The 23,939-nt window shown below is 74.9% G+C and carries 17 protein-coding genes; 6 read left to right on the top strand and 11 right to left on the bottom strand.

From position 1 onward, the window contains the following. Window positions 1-103: 103 nt before the first annotated feature. Both Sfr03f_RS27000 and Sfr03f_RS26995 read left to right on the top strand, forming a co-directional pair. Window positions 104-1,267, top strand: coding sequence for an exonuclease SbcCD subunit D (locus tag Sfr03f_RS27000; protein ID WP_108956792.1), 1,164 nt, complete (start codon window positions 104-106; stop codon window positions 1,265-1,267). Then, window positions 1,264-4,281: an AAA family ATPase gene (locus Sfr03f_RS26995; protein ID WP_108956791.1), complete on the top strand. Its 3,018-nt coding sequence runs from the start codon at window positions 1,264-1,266 to the stop codon at window positions 4,279-4,281. Before Sfr03f_RS27000 ends, Sfr03f_RS26995 begins: the two co-directional genes overlap by 4 nt. 35 nt (window positions 4,282-4,316) lie before the next feature. Here Sfr03f_RS26995 and Sfr03f_RS26990 read toward each other — a convergent pair whose 3' ends face one another. Then, on the bottom strand, window positions 4,317-4,775 hold the full coding sequence (locus tag Sfr03f_RS26990) for an Lrp/AsnC family transcriptional regulator (RefSeq protein WP_108956790.1): 459 nt from the start codon (window positions 4,773-4,775) through the stop codon (window positions 4,317-4,319). A 184-nt stretch (window positions 4,776-4,959) separates the two neighbouring features. Here Sfr03f_RS26990 and Sfr03f_RS26985 point away from each other — a divergent pair, with 184 nt between their 5' ends. Next, window positions 4,960-5,496: a rhodanese-like domain-containing protein gene (locus Sfr03f_RS26985; protein ID WP_245967778.1), complete on the top strand. Its 537-nt coding sequence runs from the start codon at window positions 4,960-4,962 to the stop codon at window positions 5,494-5,496. Window positions 5,497-5,517: 21 nt separating this feature from the next. Here the strand turns inward: Sfr03f_RS26985 and Sfr03f_RS26980 are convergent, their stop codons facing one another. From Sfr03f_RS26980 to Sfr03f_RS26955, 6 genes are all read right to left on the bottom strand, one after another. Then, window positions 5,518-7,206, bottom strand: coding sequence for a DUF885 domain-containing protein (locus Sfr03f_RS26980; RefSeq protein ID WP_108956788.1), 1,689 nt, complete (start codon window positions 7,204-7,206; stop codon window positions 5,518-5,520). 70 nt (window positions 7,207-7,276) lie between these two features. Further along, complete coding sequence (locus tag Sfr03f_RS26975; protein WP_245967777.1) at window positions 7,277-8,581, bottom strand: GNAT family N-acetyltransferase; 1,305 nt, start codon at window positions 8,579-8,581, stop codon at window positions 7,277-7,279. Window positions 8,582-8,951: 370 nt separating this feature from the next. Next, window positions 8,952-11,633 (bottom strand): DUF7824 domain-containing protein, encoded by a 2,682-nt coding sequence (locus Sfr03f_RS30425; RefSeq protein ID WP_159105744.1) that lies wholly within the window; start codon window positions 11,631-11,633, stop codon window positions 8,952-8,954. Beyond that, window positions 11,630-12,988 (bottom strand): SWIM zinc finger family protein, encoded by a 1,359-nt coding sequence (locus Sfr03f_RS26965; RefSeq protein WP_108956786.1) that lies wholly within the window; start codon window positions 12,986-12,988, stop codon window positions 11,630-11,632. The genes Sfr03f_RS30425 and Sfr03f_RS26965 overlap by 4 nt, the downstream gene beginning before the upstream one ends. A gap of 89 nt (window positions 12,989-13,077) precedes the next feature. Continuing rightward, window positions 13,078-14,670 carry an alkaline phosphatase D family protein gene (locus tag Sfr03f_RS26960; RefSeq protein ID WP_108956785.1) on the bottom strand — a complete coding sequence of 531 codons (1,593 nt, stop codon included), beginning with the start codon at window positions 14,668-14,670 and terminating at the stop codon, window positions 13,078-13,080. Window positions 14,671-14,824: 154 nt separating this feature from the next. Continuing rightward, entirely contained in the window at window positions 14,825-15,670 is an 846-nt protein-coding gene (locus tag Sfr03f_RS26955; protein ID WP_108956784.1) for an alpha/beta fold hydrolase, read from the bottom strand. 343 nt (window positions 15,671-16,013) lie between these two features. On the opposite strand from Sfr03f_RS26955, the gene Sfr03f_RS26950 reads away from it, so the two are divergent. After that, window positions 16,014-16,775: a GntR family transcriptional regulator gene (locus Sfr03f_RS26950; RefSeq protein WP_108956783.1), complete on the top strand. Its 762-nt coding sequence runs from the start codon at window positions 16,014-16,016 to the stop codon at window positions 16,773-16,775. Window positions 16,776-17,050: 275 nt separating this feature from the next. Here Sfr03f_RS26950 and Sfr03f_RS26945 read toward each other — a convergent pair whose 3' ends face one another. Beyond that, complete coding sequence (locus Sfr03f_RS26945; RefSeq protein WP_108956782.1) at window positions 17,051-18,205, bottom strand: ROK family transcriptional regulator; 1,155 nt, start codon at window positions 18,203-18,205, stop codon at window positions 17,051-17,053. 167 nt (window positions 18,206-18,372) lie between these two features. On the opposite strand from Sfr03f_RS26945, the gene Sfr03f_RS26940 reads away from it, so the two are divergent. Beyond that, window positions 18,373-18,819 carry a hypothetical protein gene (locus tag Sfr03f_RS26940; RefSeq protein ID WP_159105743.1) on the top strand — a complete coding sequence of 149 codons (447 nt, stop codon included), beginning with the start codon at window positions 18,373-18,375 and terminating at the stop codon, window positions 18,817-18,819. A 435-nt stretch (window positions 18,820-19,254) separates the two neighbouring features. After that, entirely contained in the window at window positions 19,255-19,962 is a 708-nt protein-coding gene (locus Sfr03f_RS26935) for a CBM20 domain-containing protein (protein ID WP_108956780.1), read from the top strand. Between the two features lie 167 nt (window positions 19,963-20,129). On the opposite strand, the gene mug is transcribed toward Sfr03f_RS26935, so the two are convergent. From mug to Sfr03f_RS26920, 3 genes are all read right to left on the bottom strand, one after another. After that, complete coding sequence (gene mug / locus Sfr03f_RS26930) at window positions 20,130-20,702, bottom strand: G/U mismatch-specific DNA glycosylase (RefSeq protein WP_108956779.1); 573 nt, start codon at window positions 20,700-20,702, stop codon at window positions 20,130-20,132. Between the two features lie 19 nt (window positions 20,703-20,721). Beyond that, window positions 20,722-22,161 carry an adenylosuccinate lyase gene (purB, locus tag Sfr03f_RS26925; protein ID WP_108956778.1) on the bottom strand — a complete coding sequence of 480 codons (1,440 nt, stop codon included), beginning with the start codon at window positions 22,159-22,161 and terminating at the stop codon, window positions 20,722-20,724. 190 nt (window positions 22,162-22,351) lie between these two features. Beyond that, a complete protein-coding gene (locus Sfr03f_RS26920) occupies window positions 22,352-23,818 on the bottom strand; it encodes an aldehyde dehydrogenase family protein (protein WP_108956777.1) in 1,467 nt (488 codons plus the stop codon). Between the last annotated feature and the right edge of the window lie 121 nt (window positions 23,819-23,939).

Genomic DNA, 23,939 nt, shown 5'->3' with positions numbered 1-23,939 from the left:
ACGGCGCCGGTCACGAACCGGACATCGCCCAGGAATCACGGCAATTCGGTCGAAATGCCGTCGCGTCCCGCGCTGTCGGTGGCCCCCGTTAAGGTCGGTGGGCATGAGGCTGCTGCACACGTCGGACTGGCATCTCGGCCGGTCGTTCCACCGGGTGAACATGCTCGGCGCCCAGGCGACGTTCGTCGACCACCTGCTCGCCGCCGTGCGCGAGCACCGGGTCGACGCGGTGGTCGTCTCGGGGGACGTCTACGACCGTGCGGTGCCGCCGCTGGCCGCCGTGGAGCTGTTCGACGCCGCCCTCCACCGGCTCGCGGACCTCGGTGTGCCCACCGTGATGATCTCCGGCAACCACGACTCCGCCCGCCGCCTCGGCGTCGGCGCCGGCCTGATCGACCGGGCCGGCATCCACCTGCGCACCGACGCCGCCTCGGCCGGCACCCCGGTGCTCCTCCGGGACGCCTTCGGCGAGGTCGCCTTCTACGGGCTGCCCTACCTCGAACCCGCCCTGGTGAAGGATGAGTTCGGCATCGACAGGGCGGGCCACGAGGCGGTGCTGGGCGCCGCCATGGACCGGGTCCGCGCCGACCTCGCCGGCCGGCCCGCCGGGACCCGCTCGGTCGTCCTGGCGCACGCCTTCGTCACCGGGGGCAAGGGCAGCGACAGCGAGCGCGACATCACCGTCGGCGGCGTCGCCTCGGTGTCCGCCTCCGTCTTCGACGGCGTCGACTACGTCGCCCTCGGCCACCTGCACGGCTGCCAGACCATCACCGAGCGGATCCGCTACTCCGGCTCGCCGCTCGCGTACTCCTTCTCCGAGGCCGACCACCGCAAGACCATGTGGCTGGTGGACCTCGACGCCCACGGCGCCGTGAGCGCCGAGCGGATCGACTGCCCGGTGCCCCGCGCTCTCGCCCGGATACGCGGCCCCCTGGAGCAGCTGCTCGCGGACCCCGGCCTGACCCGGCACGAGGAGGCGTGGGTCGAGGCCACCCTCACCGACCCGGTACGCCCGGCCGAACCCATGGCCCGCCTCTGCGAGCGCTTCCCGCACACCCTCAGCCTGGCCTTCGAACCCGAGCGCGCCCCCGAGGAGGCCGGCGTCTCCTACGCCCGCCGCCTCGCCGGGCGCACCGACCAGCAGATCGCCGAGGACTTCGTGGCCCACGTCCGGGGCGCGGGCCCCGACGACGACGAGCGCGCCGTGCTCCGCGACGCCTTCGACGCCGTGCGCGCCGACGCCGCCGTCAAGGAGGTCGCCCGATGAGGCTGCACCGGCTCCAGATGACCGCCTTCGGCCCGTTCGGCTCGACGCAGACCGTCGACTTCGACGAGCTCGCGGCGGCCGGCCTCTTCCTGCTGCACGGCCCGACCGGTGCCGGCAAGACCTCCGTGCTGGACGCCGTCTGCTACGCGCTCTACGGCAAGGTGCCCGGCGCCCGCGAGAGCGGCCACAGCGGCGCCCAGGGCTCGGCGCTGCGCAGCGACCACGCCGACCCGGCCGTCCCCACCAAGGTCGTGCTGGAGCTGACCGTCGCGGGCCGCCGCCTGGAGATCACCCGGCAGCCCGCCTGGCTCCGCCCGAAGCTGCGCGGAAAGGGCACCACCACCGAGAAGGCGCAGAGCCTGCTGCGCGAGCACGACGCCGCGGCGGGCGCCTGGAAGAGCACCGGCAGCCGCTCCCATCACGAGATCGGCGAGGAACTCACCCAGCTCCTCGGCATGAGCCGGGACCAGTTCTGCCAGGTGGTCCTGCTGCCGCAGGGCGACTTCGCCCGGTTCCTGCGCGCCGACGCCGAGGCCCGGGGCAAGCTGCTCGGCAAGCTCTTCGCCACCGAGCGCTTCGGCGAGGTCGAGAAGCGCCTCGCCGAACGCCGCCGCGCCACCGAGACCCGGGTGAAGGAGGCCGACGCGGACCTCCTCGCCCGCGCCCACCGCATGCAGCAGGCCGCCGGCGACGCCATGGACCTGCCCGCCCTCACCCCCGGGGACCCCGGTCTCGCCGCGACCGTGCTGGCCGAGGCCGCCGTCGCCCGCTCCACCGCCCGCGAGCAGCTCGACGTCGCCCGCGCCGCTCTCGACGCCGCGGAGGCGCACCGAGCCGAGGCCGGGCGGAAGGCCGCCGAGGTACGCGAACTCGCGCGCCTGCAGAGCCGGTTCGCCGACGCGCGGGCGCGCGCGGACCGCCTGGAGGAGGGCTCCGCGGTCTGCCGGGAGGCGGAGCGGGTGATGGAGCGGTCCCGCAAGGCGGAGGCCGTGGCCCCCGCCCTGGACCTGCGGCGCGCCGCGGAGGCCGAGCACCGTGCGGCGACCGCCGCCGACCGGCGGGCCCGCGCCCTGCTCCCGGCCGAGCGCGCCGGGGACGGGGCCGCGGGGCTGGCCGCCGCGGCCCGCCGGGCCGCGGAGGAACTGGGCGGCCTGGAGTCCGCCCGCCGCGCCGAGCACCGCCTGCACGACCTGACCGCCGCACGCGACCGGCTGGACCGGCAGGAGCGGGACGACGAGGAGGCCATCCAGGAGGCCGAGGAATGGCTGGCCGGCTGGGAGGAGACCCGCGCCGCCCTCCAGGCCCGCGCCGAGGCCGCCCAGGAGGCCGCCACCCGGGCCGAGCAGCTCGCCGCGGGCCAGGAACCCGCGCGCCGACGGCTGGAGGCCGCCCGTGAACGGGACCGGCTCGTCGCCGAGACCCGCACCGCCCACAAGCGGGCCGCCGCCGCCCGGGAGAACGCCGCGGCCGCCCACGAGCACTGGAACACCCTGCGCGAACAGCGGCTGGACGGCATCGCCGCCGAACTCGCCGCCGCCCTGCGCGAGGGCGAACCCTGCGCCGTCTGCGGCTCCCCGGAGCACCCCGCCCCGGCCGGCATGTCCGCCGGCCACGTCGACCGGGCCGCCGAGGAGGCCGCGCGCGCCGATCACCGGCGGCTGCAGGAGGAGGCCGACCGCGCGGAACGGCACCACGCCGGGCTGCGGGAGTCGCTGGCCGCCGCCGTCGCCGAGGCGGGGGAGGACAGCACCGAGGACCTCGCCCGCGAGCTGGCCGAACTGACCGAGCGGCACCGTCGTGAACACCTCGCCGCGAGCGACCTTCACCCGGCCCGCGAGGAGCTGCGCCGCGCCGAACAGGAACACGCCCGCCGCACCGCCGACCGGCAGGAGGCCGCTGTCCGCGCCGCCGCCCGCGTCGGACACCGCGAACGCCTCGACCAGGAACGCGCCACCCTGGAGCAGGAGCTCGCCGAGGCGCGCGGCGCGGCCGCGAGCGTCGCCGCCCGCGCCGCCCAGCTGGAGCGCACGGTCACCCTGCTCGACGAGGCCGCCGAGGCGGCCCGCGCCGCCGAGGACGCCGCCCACCGGCTCAAGGACGCCGACGCCCGGCTCGCCGACGCCGCCTACCGGGCCGGCTTCGAGACGCCGCAGGCCGCCGCCGACGCCCTGCTCGACGCGGCGGAGCACCGCGCGCTGCAGCAGCGGATCGACGCCTGGCAACAGGAGTACGCCGCGGTCCGCGCCGTCCTCGCCGAGGAGGAGACCGCCGCCGCGGACCGGCTCCCGCCCGCCGACCCGGCCGCCGCCGAGACCGTGCTCGCCGCCGCCACCCGGCGTGCCCGCGAGGCCGCCTCCGCCTACGACGCCGCCGAGCGGCGCTGCGCCGACCTGGACCGGCTCTCCGCCGAGGCCGCCCGCGCCGCCCGCGCGCTCGCCCCGCTGCGCGCCGAGCACGACAAGGTGGCCCGGATGGCCGGGCTGGCCGCCGGCACCTCCGCCGACAACGAGCGCAGGATGCGCCTGGAGTCCTACGTGCTGGCCGCCCGTCTGGAACAGGTCGCCGCGGCGGCCACCGCCAGGCTGCTGAAGATGTCCGGCGGCCGCTACACGCTCGTCCACTCCGACGACCGTTCCGGCCGCGGCCGCAGCGGCCTGGGCCTGCACGTGGTCGACGCCTGGACCGGCCGGGAGCGGGACACCGCCACCCTCTCCGGGGGCGAGACCTTCTTCGCCTCCCTGGCCCTCGCCCTGGGCCTGGCCGACGTGGTCACCGACGAGGCGGGCGGCGTCCGGCTCGACACCCTCTTCATCGACGAGGGCTTCGGCAGCCTCGACGACCAGACGCTCGACGAGGTCCTCGACGTCCTCGACTCCCTGCGCGAACGCGACCGCAGCGTGGGCATCGTCAGCCACGTCGCCGACCTCAAGCGCCGGGTGCACGCCCAGCTCGAGGTGGTGAAGGGACGGCAGGGTTCGCAGCTGCGGCAGCGCGGCGTGCCCGGCCGGGGCTGAGCCGACACGGCGGCCGCACCCCGCGGGGCGGGCCGTCAGCCGGTGACCGCCCGGCGGGGGAGCGGCGAGGAGTACACCACGCTGGTCGTCACCGAGCCCAGTCCGCCGATCCGCCCGGTGACCTCCTCCAGGTGCCGCATGGAGCGCGCGGTCACCTTGAGGACGAAGCAGTCCGCCCCGGTGACGTGGTGCGCCTCCACGATCTCCGGGGTGACGGCCACCAGGTCGTGGAACGGCTTGTAGTTCCCCGTCGGGTAGCGCAGCCAGACGAAGGCGAGGATCGGCAGGCCGAGCCGTTCCGGGTCGACGACGGCGGAGTAGCCCTGGATCACACCCGCCTCCTCCAGCCGCCGCACCCGCTCGGTGACGGCGCTCGCCGACATCGAGACGGCCCGCGCCAGTTCCGTGAAACTGGCCCGGCCGTCGCGCTGCAGGACCTCGAGAATGCGCAGGTCCGTGGAGTCCGGCGCGTACGCCGGGGATCGCGTGGCCATGGGCGGAGCATGCCGGGGATTCCCCGGTCGATCAACCTGCGTGCCGTGGAAGACACGTTCCCGCGGGCGGCCGTCGCGCCTAGATTTTCCGGTGCCGGAAGCCCGGAAGCCCGGAAGCCCGGAAGCCCGGCAGTCCGGTAGCTCGATGGCCCGGAGCAGGGCAGACAACCGAAGGGACGCCCACGTGACCTCGACCACCACCACCACGACCACCTCGACCGCCCCGCGCGCCACGGCCGCCGCGACCGTCAACCCCGTGCTGCGGGTGCCGCCGGCGGCACCGGCCGAGGCAGCCGCCCACTTCTCCGCGAGCCTCGCCTTCCACGCCGACGTCTCCGACGTGGCCGCCGCCCTCGCCGAGGCGGGTCCGGGCGGCGACCCGGGCTTCGTGCTGGTCGACACCCGGTCCACCGAGTCCTGGGACCAGGGGCACATCCCCGGCGCGCTGCACCTGCCCACGGCGCAGATCCCGCAGTCGGCGGGGCGGCTGCTCGACCCGGCCGTTCCCGTGGTGACCTACTGCTGGGGCCCCGGCTGCAACGGCGCCACCCGGGCCGCGCTGGCCCTCTCCCTGCTCGGCCACCGGGTCAAGGAGATGCTGGGCGGCTTCGAGTACTGGGTCCGCGAGGGCTTCGCCTACGAGACCGCAGAGGGCGGCGAGCGCCGGGACCCCGACCCGCTCACCGCCCCCGTGGCCGCGGACGCCGACTGCGGCTGCTGACACGGCGCGGCCCGGACGGCGTCAGAGCAGGGAGAGCTCGTCCACCAGGTCGTCCAAGCCCAGCGAGCCCTGCGACAGCGCCGCCATGTGCCAGGCCTTGAGGTCGAAGGCGTCGCCGTGCCGCTCCCGGGCCTTCTCGCGGCCCATCAGCCAGGCGCGCTCTCCCAGCTTGTAGCCGATGGCCTGGCCGGGCATCGACAGGTAGCGGATCAGCTCGCTCTCCACGAAGTCCGCCGGACGGCTGCTGTGCGCGCCGAAGAACTCCTCCGCCAGGGCGGGCGTCCATCGCTCGCCCGGGTGGAAGGGCGAGTCCGCGGGGATCTCCAGCTCCAGGTGCATGCCGATGTCCACGATCACCCGCGCCGCACGCATCATCTGGGCGTCCAGGTAGCCGAGCCGCTCCTCCGGGTCGGTCAGAAAGCCCAGCTCGTCCATCAGCCGCTCCGCGTACAGCGCCCAGCCCTCCATGTTGGCGCTGACCCCGGCCAGCGTGGCCTGGTACCGGGAGAGGTCCTTGGCGACGTAGGTCCACTGCGCGAGCTGCAGGTGATGGCCCGGCACACCCTCGTGGTACCAGGTGGAGACCAGGTCGTAGACCGGGAAACGGGTCTGGCCCATGGTGGGCAGCCAGGTGCGGCCCGGCCGGGAGAAGTCCTCGGACGGGTTGGTGTAGTAGGGAGCGGCGGCGCCGCCGGGCGGGGCGATGCGGGACTCCACCCGCTTCACCGGCTCGGCGAGGTCGAAGTGCGTGCCGTCCAGGTCCGCCACCGCGCGGTCCATGAGGTCCTGCAGCCAGGCCTGGACCTCGTCGACCCCGATGTGCCGGCCGTGCTCGTCCAAGTGGGCCAGCGCGACCCAGGGAGTCGCCGCCCCGGGCAGGATCAGCTCCGCCGCGGCCCTCATCTCGGCCAGGATGCGGTGGTACTCGGACCAGCCGTAGGCGTACGCCTCGTCCAGGTCGAGATCGGTGCCGTTGAAGTACCGGGCCCAGCGGGCGTAGCGTTCCCGGCCCACGGTGTCCGGGGCGCCGGCGACGGCCGGGGCGTACACGTCCCGCATCCAGTCGCGCAGCTCCGCCAGGGCGGCGGTGGCGCCGCGGGCGGCCTCGTCCAGCTCGCCGCGGAGCTTCTCCGGCCCGTCTGCGGCGAAGTCCTCGAACCAGCCGCGGCCGGTGCCGTGCGGGTCCACCCACTCGGCGAGCTGCTCGACGAAGGTGGCGGTGGGGCGCGGCCCGGCGTACAGCTTCCGCTCCAGGCCCAGCGCCAGCGATTCCCGGTACCCGGCCAGTGCGGCGGGCACCGCGCGCAGCCGCTCGGCGATCGCCGCCCAGTCCTCCTCCGTGTCGGCGGGGGTGACGGTGAAGACCTCACGGACCGCATGGGCCGGACTGTGGATGTTGCTGACCACCCGCAGGCCTTCCTGGGCCTCGTGGACGGCCAGTTCGGCGGTCAGCCGCTCCCGCAGCAGCCGGGCGCAGCGCCGCTCGATGCCGGAGTCGGCGCCGGGCCGGCGTTCGGCCTCCTCCAGCCGCGCCAAGGTGGCCCGCTGGAGCTCGGCCACGGCCTCCTGGCCGGCCGGTGAGAGGTCGGGCAGCCTGTTCGAGCACGCGTCGACGCCGAGATAGGTGCCGGTGATCGGGTCGAGGGCGATCAGGTCGTCGACGTAGGCGTCGGCGACCTGGCGGGGCAGCGGGTTGGTGATGTCTGACATGGGCTCATCCTTTCCCAGGAGGAGGGCCCACGTCAGCTCCGCCGGCACGCCCCCGCCGGCCGGCCGGCGTTCAGTCGGAGGCGGTGGCGCTCCGCGGCAGGTCGGTGCCCACCGGCTCCACCCGGGCCGTGATCACCAGCGTGCCCTCCTCGACCTGGTACTCCAGCGGCAGCTCCAGCCCGCGCATCGCCGCCAGCATGCCCGTGTTGGAGGCCTGGGTCACCGCGTAGACGGCCTCGCTGCCCGCCTCGGCGGCCAACCGCACCAGCCGGTACAGCAGCTCGCCGCCCAGGCCGCGTCGCTGCCAGGCGTCCTCGACCAGCAGCGCGACCTCGGTCTCGTCACCGTCCCACATGAGGTGCCCGAGCCCGACGACGTGGCCCCGGCCGGTCTCGACGACCAGCGTGCGGCCGAACTTCGGGCTCAGCAGGTGCCGCAGGTATCGGTCCGCGTCCGCCACCGGACCGTGGTAGCGCTGCCGCAGGGTCTCCTGGGAGCAGCGCTCGTGCAGGGCCTTGGCGGCCTCCAGGTCCCGCGGTCCGGCGCGGCGGATGGTGATGTGCCCGGCGCCGGGCACCGCCAGCAGGTCCTCCGACTGCGGGAGCCGCGGGCCGAGACGGTCGTCCAGCTCCACCAGGGCACGAGCCCGGGCGAACTCGGCCGGGGTGAAGGGCAGATGGGCGCGCTCGACGGTGATGGCGCCGCCGTCCGGAGCGCGCAGCCGCATCACCGTGCCGCACTCCTCGTCGATCCCGGTCGCGCCGCCACCGTTCGCGCCGTCGAGGCGGCCCCGCCCGCCCGGGACCTGACGGATGGTGCAGCGGCCCAGCAACTGGCGCAGCGCGACCGGCAGTTCGGCGGGGTCCAGGGCGGTGCGGGTGGCCAGGGCGACCGCGCGGGTGGGCGCGTCCACCAGGTCGTGGGCGTCCCCGCGTTCCGTCCAGACGTCCCAGCCGCCGGCCTGCTCGACCTGCGTCGCGAGTTCGGAGCCGGTGAGGGCGGCGGGCGCCCGGAGGAGGAACTCGTCCACCACGCCCTCGGCCAGCGGGTGTGTCTGCAGGCTGACGATGTCCACCCCGAGGCCGGCCAGCCGTGTGCAGAGCGCCGCCAGGGAACCCGGCTCGTCGCGCACCGTGGCCCGCATCCGCCACAGGGCGGCGGGGGCCGAGGGCTCCAGGAGCTCCTGACCGGCCTGCCCGGTCCGCCGTCCCGTGGAGGACGACGGCCGGGCGCCGGTATCGGTATCGCTCGACGGGGGTGCGCCGTCGTGGCGTCCTGACCACCAGGACTTCAGGCTCGCCGGCGCCAGGCGCAGCCAGGACGGGACGGGACGTTCGCTGCTCGCGCGGTGCTCCGCGGTCATGTTCCGATGCATGACTCCACGGTGAGGGTTCGGTGTTGCGCGATCACGAACGGATTGTGACCGCCCGGTTAAGCGCGTTTCTGTCCGCTATGGGGGATCTCACACGAGGGCCTCCGTGGACCGGGAACCATCACCCGGACCCGGACCCGGAGCTCCGCGAGCGGCCTGGCCCGCGCCCTTGGTGGCCGTCGCCGTCCGCAGTCGGGAGCGGCGGGCAGTCGGTCCGCGAGGTCCCGGCCCAGGGGTCACGCCGCAGTTCCGCGCAGACTCCGCAACAACGGTACCGGCGCCAGGCGTTCGCCCGCGGACAGGCCCTTCGGCAGGGCCGGCGTCCGCACCGTGTCACCGGCGCGGATCGCCGTGACCCGCTCGCTTCCCGTCGTCAGCTGACCGTCCCCCCGTTCAGCTCGCCGTTCAGCGCCGTGCGCAGTCGCCGTGCCTCCAGGACCAGCCGGGAGGAGCCGGAGCGGTCCGCCACCCGGTCCAGGCAGGGCAGCGCCCCGGTGATGCCGGTCCGCTCCGCGCACTCCGCGGCCACGCCCAGCAGGTCGCCCAGCCCGCGGGCCGGCTCCACGCCCTCGGCCAGCAGCGCCGGCAACGTGTGCCGGAGCACCTCGCCGACGGTGGCGTACGCCCCGGTGGCGGCAGCCGTGCGCAGCGCGTCGGCGAGCCGCGCCGCCTTGACCGCGCCCGGCGGGACCAGCGCGCCGAGGTCGGTCCCCAGGCGGCCCGCGTCGAGCTGCCCGCGCGCCGCCAGCACCAGCAGGGCGTCCACGGCGGCCAGCCGGTCCTCGGGATGCCGGGAGCCGAGCCCGTAGGCCACGCACAGGTGGGTGGCCGGACCGGCGGGCCCGCCGGCCTCCGCCAGCAGCGGCAGCACGGCCGCGCCGCGCCGCTGGTCCTGCACGGCGGAGGCGATCGTGTCGTGCGCCAGCCGGGCCGCGACCAGTTCGCGGTCCTCGGGGAGCATGGCGAGCAGGTGCGGCCGGATGTCGTCGTCGAGGTGGTAGCACCAGAAGTGCTGGGCATCGGCGGGCACCGGCTCGCCCAGACGTGCGAAGTCACGGGGGAAGTCGTGCAGCAACGGGAAGCACTCGCCGAGCCCCGGCAGCACCCGGCGGTCGGCCGTCCGCCGTTCCGGTGTCGCGGGGAGGGGATCGGCGGCGGTCAGCCACCGGGCCAGGTGTTCGCCCTCCGGGGTTCCCAGCGCCGCGGCGCGCGCGGCGGCGGCCTCGGCCGCGGGACGGTCCGAGCGACGCGCCCGCAGGAGCGCCTGGGCGAAGTCGTCCCCCAGCGGGCGGATCCCCGCCGTGGCGTAGACCTCCAGCCGATCCACCAGTTCCGCGGGATCGACGGCCCCGGTGCTCCAGGTGGGGGTGGACAGGAGGAAGGGCGGTACGGCGTCGGTCCGCACCCGGTGGGCGAGCTCCCGGACGCGGGCCTCGAACGCACGGCACAGTGTGGTGTGGGCACAGCGGCGGGTGAGGGCCGTGTCCTGCGTCCCGGCCCACAGCGCCTCCTCGGAGATCCGCTCCGCCAGTGCCGCCAGGACGAGTTCGGTGAGGTGGCGCACGTCGCAGGTGTAGGCGTCGGTGCCGAAGTAGCGCTCGGGCGTCAGCCGGCTGTCGGGTGCCGCGCCGTACCACTCGGTCCGCGCGAGGACCGGGGCGAGCGCGTCCAGCAGCGCCGCCCGGTCCCGGTGGGCGAGGCGGACCAGACCGTCCAGCACCCGCTCGAAGGCCGCCACGTCCACGTCGCGCCTGGCGAGCAACGCGCCGGTCTCCTCCGCCAGTTCGGCAGGCGAGGCGGGTGCCGGGGCCAGGCGGACGGCGGCGGGCGCCGGCGGCAGCATCTCCTCGTACGCCGCCTCCGGTGCCCCGCCCCGCGCCTCCATGCCCAGCGCCGTCAACGCCCGGACGCGCAGCGCCGGGGACAACTGATCGGCCGCGTACGCCAGTTCCTCGCGGACCTTCTCGTCGGTGACCTTGTCCCGATGCCGTTCCAGCAACCGGAGCGCCCGCTCCTGGGCGTCGGCGTCCGGCTGCCCGAACGCGTGGCCGAGACCCGGCAGCAGCAGCTCCGCCGCGTGCGGCCGTGCGGACAGCACCTTGCCGAGCAGGACGAGCTGGGCGCGGACCAGTTTCTTCTCCGTCCGGAAGAACACCGCGGCCGACAGGTCCGCCAGCTCCCGGTCGGAGAGGTCACCGGCCAGGGCCAGACCGCTCAGCACCGCCTGGGCGTGGGCGGCGACCGTCGAGATCCCGTCGGCGGCCAGCGCCGACCAGTCGGCCCTGCGCGCACGGCGCTCGTCCCCGGTCAGCTCCAGTGCCGTGAGCAGGTTGAGGAACACCCGCTGGTCGGCGGCCGGACCGCCGCGCAGCAGCCGTGCCACGCAGCCCTCCACCATCGCCGGCCGGTCCAGCAGGCCCTCGGCGGTCAGCCGCGCCAGCACGGTGACCCAGCTGTCGCCGCCGTCGACGGAGTACAGGTTCGCCATGGCGCGGCCCGCGTCGGCCGTGGCGAAGAGGCCGGCGGTCATCGCCGACAGGTGCCGTGTGTCCCGGATGCGGGCGTCGACGCCGTCCCGGTCCGACCAGGCGCCGTTGACGTACTGGATCCAGGCGTGCACGGACGCCTCGGTGACCGGTGGCGGACAGTCGGCCAGCCGCGCCAGTCCGTCCAGCAGGCCGTGGTCGACACCGGCGGAGACCGGGCGCGCGGCGACCCGGCGGGCCACGTCGGCGAGCCAGTGCGGCTCCCGGTCCCGCAGTGCCCGCAGCAGCAGCCCGGCCGGGGCCGCCGCCCACCGGAAGTCGGCCGCGGTGAGCCAGGAGGCGACCGCCGCCGCCCCGCTCAGGGAGGCCGCCCCGGCCAGATGCAGGGCCGGGTACACCCGCCGCTGCCGGCCCCAGTCCTGGCGGAGCTCCTTGCGCAGCCGCTCCCACTCCGGGACCAGCGCCCGCCGCTCGGCCGCCGTCATCTCCTCCAGCAGACCGGCCACCCGGTCGGTCATGCCTTCGCGCACCGCCGCGCACACCTCGTGCTCCGTCGCCGCCCTCTTCACGACCGCCCCTCCCGTCGCGCCATCCGGACCGCCAGCGCGTGTTTGCACGGCCCGCGTCCGCCCCGGTACTTCGCCCACCACAAGCAGGTGCACGTGAGCGCACCGTTCTCCTCGCGCACCCGGTGCCGGTGGCCGTCCTCGGCGGTGACCGTGCCGGTCGCGCCGTCCAGGGTGACCGCGCCCGCGGCCAGCAGCGCCCGGGCGTCCCGCAGCCGGGGGTTGTGCCGCTCCACCCGGGCCGCGTCGTAGGGCAGTTCGCGGTGGAAGTATGCGGCCTCGGCCGGGTCGTAACCCACCCGTCCGGAGGTGCCCAGCCGCACCAGGGCGGCGCGCACGCGCCCGGGGGTCAGGCCGGAGGCGGCCGCCAGATCGGCGACGTCGATGCGCGGCTCCCACGCCAGCAGCACGGAGATCAGCTCCGCGTCCTCGGCGGCGTCGTCCGAGGCCAGCGCGTCGAGGACCCCGCCCTCTCCCGAGAAGCCGCGGGAGGCGTCCGGCGACAGGGTCAGGGTGAGCCGCATGCCCGGCAGCACCGCCTCCCAGGCGCTCGCGGTGGCGTCCGTCCCGGACACGGCGGGCCCGTAGACCCGCAGCGCGGTCGCGTGCCGCAGCACCCGCTGCAGGGCGGCCAGCCGCTCCGGCCCCGGCAGGCACACGGCGCCCGGCACCGGCCTGGTGGTCGGCCGCAGCCCCCGCCCGGCGGGCGCCACCCAGGACGCGCCACCCCGGCCCCGGCCGCGCGGCAGCGACCGCAGGAACCGGACCGCCTCGGCGGCCGGGAGCTCCGCCCGCAGCTCGAAACCGGCCGCGACCACCTGGGACTCCGCGAAACCGCGCAGCCAGCGGTCCGGCAACGGCACCTTCTTCTCGACGACCGGGCCGTCCGTCGTCGTCACCGCCAGCTCGTCCGGGCCCACCCGCAGGTGGACCGGGTCGAGCGCACCCACCCGCGACAGCGCCTCACGCAGCGGGTCGTTGACGTCGACGTTGGTGGTGCCGTGCCCCACCTCCCCGCCGTCCAGGCCGCCGTCGAGGACGTCGAGTCGGGCGTACACGCCGCAACAGCCGGAGAAGGACTCGAAACGCAGCCGGTCGCCGTTGCCCGTCACCACCGGGTCGAGCGAGGCGCGCGCCTGGGGCTGGTGGTAGCGGGCCGCCGCCACGTCGGCCACCGCCAGCAGGCCCGCGGCGGCGGCCTGAGGGTGCGTGAGGAAGCCGGAGAAGAAGCCGGGGTGGTCCTGGACGCCCGTGGGCGTCGCGCCCCGGGAGGTCTCCAGTCCAAGGAGCCGTCCCTCCGCGGTGGAGCGCAGCGCGGAGGGACGCGCATAGGCCATGGCCTGCAGTGATCGCGTCATGGAAGGACCGTAGAGGCGACCACCGACAACTGCCGCGGCTGCCGGGAGCCTTCGGACTTCCGGCAGCCGAGGGTTGCCGGGCCCCGGGCCTACTGGCCGACGAGACCCGGCTGCAGCACCTTGGTGAACAGCACCGTCCCGTCCTGCTCCCGCAGCCGGACCGTCATCTCGCCGCTGTCGCCGTCGATCTCCACCTCGCCGAAGAACTGGAACCCCTCGGCCGGCGAGACGTTGGAGGTGACGGGCGCCTTCACGAACACCCGCTCCGGTCCGAAGGTGCCGTCCAGGGCGGTCGCCGGGAAGGCGCCCGCGTTGAGCGGGCCGGAGACGAACTCCCAGAACGGCTCGAAGTCGGTGAACGCGGCCCGCGAGGGCTGGTAGTGCTGGGCCGAGGTGTGGTGGACGTCCGCCGTCAGCCACACCGTGCCGGTGATCCGGCGGTGCTTGACGAACCGCAGCAGTTCCGCGATCTGCAGCTCGCGCCCCAGCGGCTCACCCGGATCGCCCTGGGCGACCGCCTCGACGTTGCGCCGGCCCTCGGTGGTGTCCGTCACCACCAGACCCAGCGGCATGTCCGAGGCGATCACCTTCCACACCGCGCGCGACCGCGCCAACTCGCGCTTGAGCCATTCCAGCTGCTCGCGGCCGAGGATGCCCTGCGGGTCGACGGCGTCGGTGCCGCCGGAGTTGGCGTTGCGGTAGGTGCGCATGTCGAGCACGAACACGTCCAGCAGCGGGCCGTGGCGCACCACCCGGTGTATCCGGCCCTCGCGGGCGCCCGGGGTGAGCGTGGAGATCGGGTAGTACTCGCTCACCGCCCTGCGGGCCCGCTCGGCCAGCACGTCGATGCGCTTCTCGGTGTAGCGGGCGTCGGTGTCGGCGATCACCTGGCCCGGGTACCAGTTGTTGCGCACCTCGTGGTCGTCCCACTGCACGACGGCCGGCACTCGCGCGTTGAAGCGGCGCAGGTTCTCGTCGAGCAGGTTGTAGCGGAAGTTGCCGCGGAACTCGGCCAGGGTCTCGGCGACCTTGGACTTCTCCTCGGTGACCAGGTTCCGGTACAGCCGCCCGTCCGGCAGCGCCGCGGTGGCGGCGATCGGTCCGTCGGCGTAGACGCTGTCGCCGCTGAGCAGGAAGAAGTCCGGGTCCAGCCGGGCCATCGCGTCGAAGATCCGGTAGCCGCCGATGTCCGGGTTGATGCCCCAGCCCTGCCCCGCGATGTCGCCCGACCACAGGAAGCGCACCCCGTCGCGGCGCCGCGCGGGGGCCGTGCGGAAGGTGCCGGTGACCGGCTCCCCGGTGCGGCGCGGGTCGTCGGGGTCGGCCAGCACCACGCGGTAGTGGATCTGCTCGCCCGGCGGCAGGCCCCGCAGCCGCGTGGTGCCGGTGAAGTCGGTGCCCTCGCCCAGCAGCGGGCCCGGCACGCGGCGCACCCGGCGGAACGACTCGGTCGGCGACACCTCGACGACCATCCGGGCCGGGCGGTCGGAGCGCACCCAGACCAGGCCCGATGCGGAGGTCACGTCACCGGCCTGCACACCCCACCCGGCCCGGGGACGGCCGGAGAGCGCGAAGGCCGGGACGGCGGAGCCGAGCCCCGCCGGCAGCGCGAGCGCCGCGGAGGCGGCGAGGGCGCCCCGCAGGACGCCGCGGCGCGCGGGGGCGGACGACTGGTCGGACATGAGGGCGCCTCCAGGAACGGAAGGGGAGCGGGAGCGAAACGGGACGGGACCGGGCGCGTCCGGACGGCGTGCGCAGCAACACCTACTCCCGCCGCACGGCCCGCACGGAAACCGGAGGTGAACAACGCGCTCCGCGGTCACTCGGCCGGGCGATTCAGCGCCGGGCCGCCCCGCCACTGCCGTCCCGGACCACCCGGGCGACCAGCGCCGGGTCGTCGTTCATCGGCACGTGCCCGCAGCCGCGCAGGCGCACCAGCCGGGCCCCGGGGATGACCCGCTTGGCCCGCACGCCCTGACGGGGAAACAGCAGACGGTCCCTGTCGCCCCAGGCCACGGTGACCGGGAGACCGGGCAGGTCGTCGCCGAAGGTGAGCCCGGCACCCGCGCGGAGGGTCGCCCCGAAGCCCGGCGCGTGCTTCAGCGCCAGCGTCTCGGCGACCACCGCCTCCGGCGCTCGACGGCCCGGCCGCGCGTAGATGGTGCCGGTCAGCGCGGCCCGCCCGGCGGCCGAGCGGGCCAGCTGCCGGACGACGGGCAGCGGCAGCCGCGTCGCGCCCTCGCGCATCACCCGCAGCACCGAGGCGGCGTAGCGCCACTCGCCCGGCGACCAGAAGCCGCCCGGGGAGAGCGCGGTCACCGAACGGGCCAGCCCGCGGCGGCCCATCTCCAGGGCGAGCAGCCCGCCGAGGGAGTTGCCCGCCACGTGCGGCCGTCCGACGCCCAGCGCCTCGCACGCGCCGCCCAGCACCGCCGTGACCGTCGCCAGGTCGTACTCCAGCCCTTCCGGGAGTGCCGGGGAGGACCCGAAGCCCGGGAGGTCCACGGCGATCACCTCCCGGTCCGCGGCCAGGATCCGGCTCACCGGCTCCCAGGCCTGGAGGTGGTGGCCGATGCCGTGCAGCAGCAGGAGGGGCTCGCCGGCGCCGCGCCGTTCGCAGGCCAGGGTCACGGTCCTCGGGCCGCCGGCGGAGGCGACCTCGAAGGAGACGGTGTCGGTCATGGAGTGAGTGCTCCTCGTCCGGGGGGTGGGTCGCGGACACGTCGAACCGGTCGACAGCTTGTCAGCAACGGCCGCCGGCGGGTAGGGGCCGACGCCCGTCCCGGCCGGGTCCTCGGCCCACCGCTCCGCGGACGCGGTGGATTCGGCCGCGGACGACCGGCCGCCTTCGCTCACGAACGTCTCATGAACGACGTGTGACGTTACCTGCCCGTTTTCTCCCCAGGTTCCAGGATTGGTCTTGACCAGGTTTGGGGGGCGTCCTATGGTCGCAGGAAAGTTCAACAACCTTTAATAAACAAGGGCGTCAAAAACGTCGCCGGCCACGCGCACCGTGGAGGACAGGGTGGGGACCACGCAGCTGGAAGCGGTGTCGGAGCCGAAGTACTGGCACCTGCGGACCGTGCTGAGCCAGGCACTCGACACCGAGTTCTCGGTGGGCGAGGTGCTGCCCAACGAACGGGAGCTCGCCGCCCGCTTCGGCGTCGCCAGGGCCACGCTCCGCCAGGCCCTGGAACAACTCGAACTGGAAGGCCGGCTGCGACGCCGCCGCGGCGTCGGCACGACCGTCGCCCCGCCGCGCGTGGGCGTGGCCGTCGAGACCGAACGTCCGTCGTGGCCGGGGGCGCCGGGGGACGCCTGGCAGCCGGCCGACTGCACCCAGGGCGCCGTGCCCGCCGCCGTGGCGGCCACGCTGGGCGTCGCCGGCGACGAGACGGTGCACACCGTGCGGCGCTCGCTCTCGGCGCACGGGCAGATCGTGGCGGCGGAACTCCTGTACGTGCCCGCGGCCTCGGTGCCCGAACTCACGGCCATCGACGTGCCCGGCGGACCGGCCCGCGTCCGCGCGGTCCTGCGGGAACTCCAGCGCCTCACGCTGGAGGGCCAGGACCGCGCCGTGGAGCTCGGCACCGCCCGCGCCGAGGACGCCAAGGACCTCGACCGGCTGCCCGGAGCGCCGGTGCTCATGGTCACCACGCGGTTCTTCGCCCGGGGGCGGACGGCCGCGGTGTCGGTGGCCACCTACCGGGCCGACACCTGCCGGCTCACCTTCGGCGCCGCCGGCGACGTGCGCATCGTCCACGACGGGCAGCGGCAGGTCTCCTGACCGCCCGTCGGCGACCGCCTTCGGTGGCGCCGCGGAGCGGTCACCGGCCGGCGGTCAGGGCGGGGGCCACCGGCGAGCGGTGACACCTGCGTGCGCCCACCGTGCCTTCACCTGCGTGCGCCCACGGTGCCTTCACCTGCGTGCGCTCACCGGCCGCGCCCACCGTGCGGTCATCTGCGTGCGCTCACCGGCCGCGCCCACCGTGCGGTCACCGGCCTCTGCGCCCACCGTGCGGTCACCGGCCGTCCACCTGCCGTGCGGTCACCGGCGGGTGCCTACCGTGCCGTCACCGTGCTGTCCACCGCGAACAGCTCCTCCTCCACGTGGTCGAGGGCCAGGCGCAGCGCCCCCGTGGCGACGGCCGCCTCGCCGAGCTGCGAGAGCGTCACCCGCGGGGTGCGCAGGCAGTAGCGGGACAGCTCCCGGCGGAGCGGCTCCAGCACGTCGTCCAGCCCCGCCGCCCAGCCGCCGACCACCACCAGCTCCGGGTCCATCGCCAGGACCAGCGCCGCCACGTCGTGGACCAGCCGCCGGATGAACCGCTCCACCGCGGCCCGGGCCCCCTTGTCACCGTCACGTGCCTGCTGGAACACCTGGGCCACCGCCTGCTCGTCCAGGGGGCGCAGCGGCTCGCCCTCGGTGGACAGCAGGGTCTCGGGGGTGGCCTCACGCCCCAGCAGGTGCAGCGCCCCGATCTCGCCCGCCGCGCCGCCGAACCCCCGGTGCAGCCGCCCGCCGATCAGCGAGCCCGCCCCGGGGCTGAGGCCGGCCAGCACGAAGACCACGTCGTCCGTATCGACGGCCGCGCCCTTCCAGTGCTCCGCCACCGCGGCGGCGTTGGCGTCGTTCTCCACCAGCACCGGACACCTGAACGAACGGCTGAGCCGCTCGCCGAGCCGCAGCCCCGTCCACTCCGGCAGCGCCGTGCCCAGGCGGACCGTGCCGTCCGCCTCGACGATGCCGGGCGTGCCGACGCCGACCGCGCGCAGCGAGCCGCCGGAGACCTGGGCGCGGCGCAGGAGGTCGGTGACGGCGGTGCGCAGGCAGTCGATGCGGTCGTCCGCGGGTGCGGTCTCCGCCACCTCTCTGGTGATGCTGTCCAGAACACGCCCGTCGAGGTCCGCCAGGAGGGCGGTCACCCGGTGGGCGCCGATCTCCAGCCCCAGCAGGTGGCCCGCCTCGGCGCGGAACCGGAAACGGCGGGCCGGGCGGCCCTGACGGCGCGTCGCGCTCTCGTCGGCCGCCGCCTCCGTGACCAGGCCCGCCTGGATCAGGCCCTCGACCACGCCCTCCACGGTGGGACGCGACAGACCGGTGACGCGGGTGATCTCGGTGAGGGTGGCGCAGTCGACCGCGCGCAGCGCGTGCAGCACCACGGCGGAGTTGATCCGCCGCAGCAGCGAGGGGTCACCGCCGGTCAGGCGTCCCACTGGTCCGTCCTCCCAGCTCGCGAGGTGTTGGCCGGATGTTACTCGTCGTTCAACGCCCCGGCGAGGGCGGGGATCCGGTTACCTCGGGTTCCGACCCGGACGGGCCCGCGGACGGCCGGGGCCTGACGGAACGGCAGTTGTCGGTGGCGGCTTGTTTACTGGGACCCATGAGCATCGCACGTCATGTCGCCGTCGTGGAACGGCTGTGCGGTTCGGACCTGCCGGAGGAAGGCGTGGCCGCGGACCGCGACGCCGCCCCGGGCCGGTGCGGCCCGGGATGGCGTGCGGCCGAGCTCCTCGGAAGCTGCCCCGACGGCGACCCGGGCCTGGCGGCCGAGGCGGCGGACGAGTGCGAGCACGAGCGGGAGGCACTCGCGCAGCGCCTGACGGCACGGTGGGGGGAGCCGCAACGGGTCGGCCTCCAGGGGGCGCTGATACGCGCCGCCGAGGCGGGGGAGGAGATACCGGAGCCGTGGGGCCGGCTGTGCGAGGACCTGACGGACGTGCACCTCTGGTGGACCGGGGACCGCTGGCTGGCCCTCGGCGTCTCCCACCACGGCCTCGAACCGCCGCACGCCCTCCTCGCCGTCGTCACCACGGAGGACCCGCCCTAGCCGCCCCGCCCTGGCCGCCCCGCCCTGGCCCCCCGCCCGGGTGGCTTCGACCCCGGCCGGCCGCACATGTCGGCCCGCATCGGAGCGAGCCCGGCTGACGGTCTGAAAGATTTTGCGACATCTTGCGCAAGGCTGGTGTCGGTCTTCGCGGAGGCGTGGTCACCGCCGCGAGGCGGCCTGCGGGTGACATCCGCGAAGCTCCACGGGCGGCCGCCTCCCCGGCGACCAGCTTGATCGACTCTTCGACCCCGAGCCCCGACGGATCGTTCAAGACTTTGAGGAAGTTGCGAGAGGGGTCGGTCGGAACGGCCGAATCGTGTGCATGGATGAACGCTGCAAGCGCATGCAGTCACCAATTGACTTCGGGTTGTGTTGGGATGGGCGCGGTCGGCGGGCGTGGATCCGCCGCCACCTTCCATCCATCGAAGGGATGTCATGCTCTCGATACGTCATCGCGTGCCCGCCGCCCTGCGGCCGCTGCTCGTGCTTGCCGTGCTCCTCGCCGGAATGTTCGCCGGCACGGCCCCCCAGGCCGGGGCGGCCACGGCGCAGGACACCTCGGCCACCTTCCGGGTGCAGGCCACCACGGCAGGGGAGACCCTGCTCGTCACCGGCAATGTTCCGCAGCTGGGGTCCTGGGACCCGGCCAAGGCCGTCCCCCTGGGCACCACCGCGAGCTCCTATCCGAACTGGTCGGCCGGCGTCCAGCTGCCCGTCGGCGTCACCGTGCAGTACAAGTACCTCAAGCGCTCCCCCGCCGGCACGGTGACGTGGGAGAGCACCCCCAACCGCACCCTGACCGTCTCGCCGGACACGCCGGGCAACTACGACAGCTGGAACGTCAGCCCGGTCTCCGCCACGTTCCGCGCCAGCGCCACCACCAGCTGGGGCCAGAACCTCTACGTCACCGGCAACCTGCCCGACCTCGGCAGCTGGGACCCGGCCAAGGCCGTGCCCCTCACCACCGGCTCCGCCACCTACCCGCTGTGGACCGGCGCGCACCAGCTGCCGCCCAACACCACCGTGCAGTACAAGTACCTCAAGAAGAACCCCGACGGCACCTTCACCTGGGAGAACGGTGACAACCGCACCGTCGTCACCCCGCCCACCGGCACCCTGACCGTCAACGACACCTGGCGCTGACGTCCAGCACCGGGGCCGAGGGATATGTGATGGATACCCCTCGGCCCCGGCGCCCACCAGTATTCCTTGCCCGACGACCTGGTGGTGGCCGGGTCCGGCACGAGGCGGAAGCGGCTCTGCCGTCCGCGGGCGGCGGTGCGTGGGCCTCCCGCGCGAGGGGCTGCGCGCTAACGGCCGTCCCGGCGGGGCGGCTCCTCGGCCGCCTCACGCAGGCGGGCGTACTCCTCCGCCATGGTCGCCAGGGTCCAGTGGGCGTTGAGGCCGCTCGGGTTGGGGAGCACCCAGACGCCGGTGCCGCCGGGCAGGAGCCGCTGCTGCGGTCCCACCGAGGCCTTCCTGTCGCCGAACGCCGCCCGGTAGGCGGTGATGCCCAGCACCGCCAGCCAACGAGGGCGCAGCAGCTCGGTCTTGGCCTCCAGGATCCGCCCGCCCTCCAGGTACTCCTCCGCGGTGAGCTCGTCCGCCCGGGCCGACGCCCGCGCGACCACGTTGGTGATGCCGAGCCCGTAGGACAGCAGCTCACGCTGCTCGGAGGGGTCGAGCTGCCGGGGCGTGAAGCCCGACCGGTGCAGGACCGGCCAGAACCGGTTGCCCGGGCGGGCGAAGTGGTGCCCGGTGGCGGCCGTCATCAGCCCGGGGTTGATCCCGCAGAACAGCACGCGCAGGCCGCCCGCGACCACATCGGGGACGATGCGGTCGCGGGCGGCCTCGAGTTCCTCGCGGGTGAAGCGGGGGGTCATCGGCGCGCCGACCGGGCGGTCAGAGGATCGCCCCGGGGGCGTAGGCCGCAGCCTGCGGGTGCTGCTTGACGACCTCCTCGACACGGGCGACGACCACGCCGACCTGGTCGGCGGCCGCGCCGGTGAAGGACAGCTTGTCCGCCATCAGCCCGTCCAGCGCCGCGCGGTCCAGCGGGATCCGCGCGTCGGCGGCCAGCCTGTCCAGCAGCTCGTTGCGCTCGGCGCCCTGCTCGCGCATGGCCAGGGCGCAGGCCACCGCGTTCTCCTTGATGGCCTCGTGCGCCTCCTCGCGGCCCACGCCGGCGCGCACCGAGGCCATCAGCACCTTGGTGGTGGCCAGGAACGGCAGGTAGCGGTCCAGCTCGCGGGCGACCACGGCGGGGAACGCGCCGAACTCGTCGAGGACGGTCAGGAAGGTCTCCAGCAGGCCGTCCAGCGCGAAGAACGCGTCCGGCAGCGCGACGCGGCGGACCACGGAGCAGGAGACGTCGCCCTCGTTCCACTGGTCGCCGGCCAGCTCGCCGGTCATCGAGGCGTAGCCGCGCAGGATCACCATCAGGCCGTTGACGCGCTCGCAGGAGCGGGTGTTCATCTTGTGCGGCATCGCGGACGAGCCGACCTGACCCGGCTTGAAGCCCTCGGTCACCAGCTCGTGGCCCGCCATCAGACGGATCGTCTTGGCCAGCGAGGACGGCGCGGCGGCGAGCTGCACGAGGGCCGTGACGACCTCGTAGTCCAGCGAGCGCGGGTAGACCTGGCCCACCGAGGTGAACGCCCGGCCGAAGCCGAGGTGGGCGGCGATCCGGTCCTCGAGCTCGGCCAGCTTGCCGGCGTCGCCGCCGAGCAGGTCCAGCATGTCCTGGGAGGTGCCGACGGGGCCCTTGATGCCGCGCAGCGGGTAGCGGCCCAGCAGCTCCTCCAGGCGGTGGTACGCCACCAGCAGCTCGTCCGTGGCGGTGGCGAAGCGCTTGCCGAGGGTGGTGGCCTGGGCGGCCACGTTGTGGGACCGGCCGGCCATCACGAGCTCGCCGTACTCGGCGGACAGGCGGCCCAGCCGGGCCAGCACGGCCACCACGCGGTCGCGGACCAGCTCGAGGGAGAGGCGGATCTGCAGCTGCTCGACGTTCTCGGTCAGGTCGCGGGAGGTCATGCCCTTGTGGACCTGCTCGTGGCCCGCGAGGTCGTTGAACTCCTCGATCCGGGCCTTCACGTCATGACGGGTGACCTTCTCGCGCTCGGCGACGGAGGCCAGGTCGACCTGGTCGAGCACGCGCTCGTAGTCGGCGAGAGCGGCCTCCGGCACCTCGATCCCGAGGTCCTTCTGCGCCCGGAGCACGGCGAGCCAGAGCCTGCGCTCGAGCTTCACCTTCTCCTCGGGCGACCAGAGCGTGGCGAGCTCGGCGGAGGCGTAGCGTCCGGCGAGGACGTTCGGAATGCGGGGCTTGGCGGGAGAAGTCACGTAACCGGATTCTACTGTTCGTTCCTGCAGGTCGACGCCGCGGGCCCGTTCGTAGGAAACGCCAAGGGCCGCGCGGCCGCCACGGAACGGGCGGGCCACCGCCACCGACCGGGTGGGCCACCGCCACGGAACGGGTGGGTTCCCGCCGCGGAACGGGGGTTCCCGCCACCCCGACGGTCGGGTCCCCGCCTCAGAACGGGTAGGTCCGGGGCGTGTCCCGGGTGGTGACCCACTGCAGCTCGGTGAAGTCCTCGGCCACGAAACCGACGCCGAACCGGCCCCAGCCGCTGTCGCGGGTGCCGCCGAACGGCATCTGCGGCTCGTCGTTCACCGGCTGGTCGTTCACGTGGACGATGCCGGCGTCGATCCGGCGCGCGACCTCCAGCCCCTGCACGGAATCCGCCGCCAGGACGGCCGCGGCGAGGCCGAAACCGGAGGCGTTGGCCCGGGCGACGGCCTCCTCGCGGTCCTCCACCACGGTGACGACCACGATCGGGCCGAAGGTCTCGTCGAAGGCCAGCTCGATGTCCTCGGGCACGTCGGTCAGCACCGTCGCCGGGTAACAGGGCGGCGCGGCCGTCCCGCCCGCCACGATCCGCGCACCGGCCGCCACCGCCTCCTCGACCCGGCGGCCGATCGTCGACAGCGCCCACCGGTTGATCACCGGACCGATCACCGTCCGGGGGTCCAGCGGGTTCCCGAGCGGCAGGGAGGAGACCTTGGCGGCGAACCGCTCGAGGAAGGCGTCGGCGATCGAGCGCTCGACGAAGATCCGCCGGGCGCACAGGCAGACCTGGCCCTGGTGGACGAAGGCGCCGTAGGCGGCCGCCTCGGCCGCGTGGTCGAGGTCCACCCCGTCGAGCACGATCAGGGGATTCTGTCCGCCGAGCTGGAGCAGGATCCGCTTGAGGTGCCTGCCCGCCGCCTCCGCCAGCCGCCTGCCCGTGGCCGTGGAGCCGGTGAAGCTCAGCCGCCGCACCAGCGGGTTCGCGATCAGCTCGTCGCCGATCAGCGAGGCCTCTCCCGGGGCGTGCGTCACCACGTTGAGCACACCCGGCGGCAGTCCCGCCTCCTCGAAGACCTCCGCCCACAGGGCCCCGCACGCGGGCGCCTCCTGGGAGGGCTTGAGCACCACCGTGTTGCCGAGCGCCAGCGGACCGACGATCGCGCGGCCGGTCAGCGCCAGGGCCGCGTTCCACGGGGCGATCGCGCCGACGACCCCCACCGGCCGGCGGACCGCCATCGACCGCGTGCCCGGCCGGTCGGACGGGATCAGCTGCCCGTCCGCGGCGTACGGAAGCGCCGCGGACTGTCGCAGCAGGGACAGCGCGAAGTCGAGCTGGACGTCGCCGAAGTAGCGGGTGCAGCCGGTCTCCCGGGCCAGCAGGGTGAGGATCTCGCCGCGCCGCCGCTGCACGATGTCCGCCGCGCGCAGCAGGACCGACTGACGCTCGTGGGGCAGGGACCGCGACCAGCCGGCGAACGCCCGGTCGGCCGCCTCGATCGCGGCCCGCGCGTCGTCCTGGTCGCCGGCGGAGACCACCGCGACCACCTCGCCGGACCAGGGGTCGAGGCTCTCGTAGGTGCGCCCGTTGCGTGAGTCGACCCACGCGCCGGCGATGTGCTGACGGACGAGGGGGGCCGCCGCGGTCGTCACTGTCGCTCCTCACCCGAGGCCGGGTCACCGGTCGTCGTGACCGGAGGATCGGACGACCTCCGGCAGATGGTCACCTTACGGGTTCCGCGGACCGGAACCGTGTCCCGGAAAAGGGATCGCG

The sequence above is a fragment of the Streptomyces fragilis genome (genome assembly GCF_003112515.1).
In the GTDB taxonomy this organism is placed as follows: Bacteria; Actinomycetota; Actinomycetes; order Streptomycetales; family Streptomycetaceae; genus Streptomyces; species Streptomyces fragilis.
This window is presented reverse-complemented; position numbering and strand designations above follow the sequence as displayed.